Consider the following 1,515-nt stretch of genomic DNA (forward strand, 5'->3'; position numbering starts at 1 on the left):
CCGGTGAGATGATCGCGCCTTGTCGTAAGCCTTGTCCAATTTCCGRCTGATGGCCGGCATTCCAAGCAATCTCGAGACGATCTCCGCTGGCAGGCTGCGGACCCGGCGCAAGGCCCGGTAACGCAGCGTTGTCTGCTTCATGTCGCGGGTCTCCTCGGTTACGATGGATGCACAGCGAGGTCGCCGCCGGCGCCAGACGCTGTCGACAAATGGCTACTCTCCGAGTTGAGCTAAAGTTCGGCTTGATCGTTACGAAGTGTGAACGGAGCGTATCGAACGCCGCTGCAAAAGAGGCCGATGGTGCCGAGCGCGAACGCTACGTGGGAAGCGACGCCGGACGTGTTGAGAACGAGCGCAGTCGTCCTTTGGTTCTCGACGGCGCTCCTGCGAGCAACGACTTGAAAAAGATCGAGGTCAGCATGTCACTGTTGGGAAAGGCCGCCGTCGCGATGTGGTGGAACGTCCGCCCCGAGCAGCGCACGGAGTTCGGCGACTGGCATTCGCACGAGCATTTTCCGGAGCGGATGAGCATTGCCGGCTTCCGGCGCGGATCGCGCTGGACCAGCGCGACCGACGCGGACGGCTTCTTCGTGCTCTACGAGCTGGAGCGGTACGACGTGCTGACATCGAAAGGATATCTCGACCGCCTCAACGCGCCGACGCCGTGGTCGACCAGGATGATGCCGCATCATCTCGGCATGGTCCGCAGCCAGTGCCGGATCGTGGCGAGCTTTGGCGGCGGTGTCGCGACCTCGCTCGCGACCATCAGGCTCTCGCCAGCCGTCGGACGGGAGGCGGAGTTGCAGGCGAACCTCTCGGAGACGCTCGGCGCCTTGGCGCAGAAGCCGGGTCTGACAGGCGCCGATCTCCTCCTGACCGACACGCCCAGGACGAATTCAGCCACGATCGAGCAGCAGATCCGCGGCAAGGACGGCGCCGCCGACTGGATCGTGCTGCTGTCGGGTTACGATGGCGATGTGATTGAGGACGCGATCGCCGGTCAACTCTCGCCGGCGGCGCTCGGCGCTCTGGGCGCGCAGAACGATCCAACGACCGGCCACTACCGGCTCGCCTTCACGATGACGCCGCTGGATGTGGCAACGATCTGACGGCGGATCTCGCACCGGGCGAACTTGATTCGATTGAGCGCGTTCAACTTGCCTCGCCCGCATCCCCATCGCCCCCCTCCTCGCCCGCGACATATTCGAGGATGTCTCCGGGCTGACAGTCGAGCTCGCGGCAGATCGCGGCCAAGGTCGAGAAGCGCATCGCCCGCGCCTTGCCGGTCTTCAGGATCGAGAGGTTCTGGATGGAAATGCCGATTGCGTCGGCGAGGTCACCGAGGCGGCGCTTGCGCTTCGCAAGCATGACATCGAGGTTCACGACGATCGGCACAAGCATTCACCTCAGATCGTCAGTTCGTTTTCGGACTTCAGCAGGATGGCGTGCTCGATGACGAATTTCAGCGCCATCAGGAACACCCCGCCCGCGATCGTGCCGATGTCGATGTTGTAG

The 1,515-nt window shown here is 63.5% G+C and carries 2 protein-coding genes; one reads left to right on the forward strand and one right to left on the reverse strand.

All coding sequences use genetic code 11. The features are described from left to right. The first annotated feature begins 419 nt into the window (after positions 1–419). A complete protein-coding gene (locus tag ACXJL8_RS40760) occupies positions 420–1,109 on the forward strand; it encodes a hypothetical protein (RefSeq protein WP_456622233.1) in 690 nt (229 codons plus the stop codon). Positions 1,110–1,152: 43 nt separating this feature from the next. Here the strand turns inward: ACXJL8_RS40760 and ACXJL8_RS40765 are convergent, their stop codons facing one another. After that, positions 1,153–1,395 (reverse strand): helix-turn-helix domain-containing protein, encoded by a 243-nt coding sequence (locus ACXJL8_RS40765; protein WP_456622295.1) that lies wholly within the window; start codon positions 1,393–1,395, stop codon positions 1,153–1,155. Between the last annotated feature and the right edge of the window lie 120 nt (positions 1,396–1,515).

Source organism: Bradyrhizobium sp. P5_C11_2, assembly GCF_054049755.1.

Bases quoted from the DNA above. Each gene is read 5' to 3' on its own strand.
- ACXJL8_RS40760 (WP_456622233.1), top strand. From the start codon at position 420: ATGTCACTGTTGGGAAAGGCCGCCGTCGCGATGTGGTGGAACGTCCGC.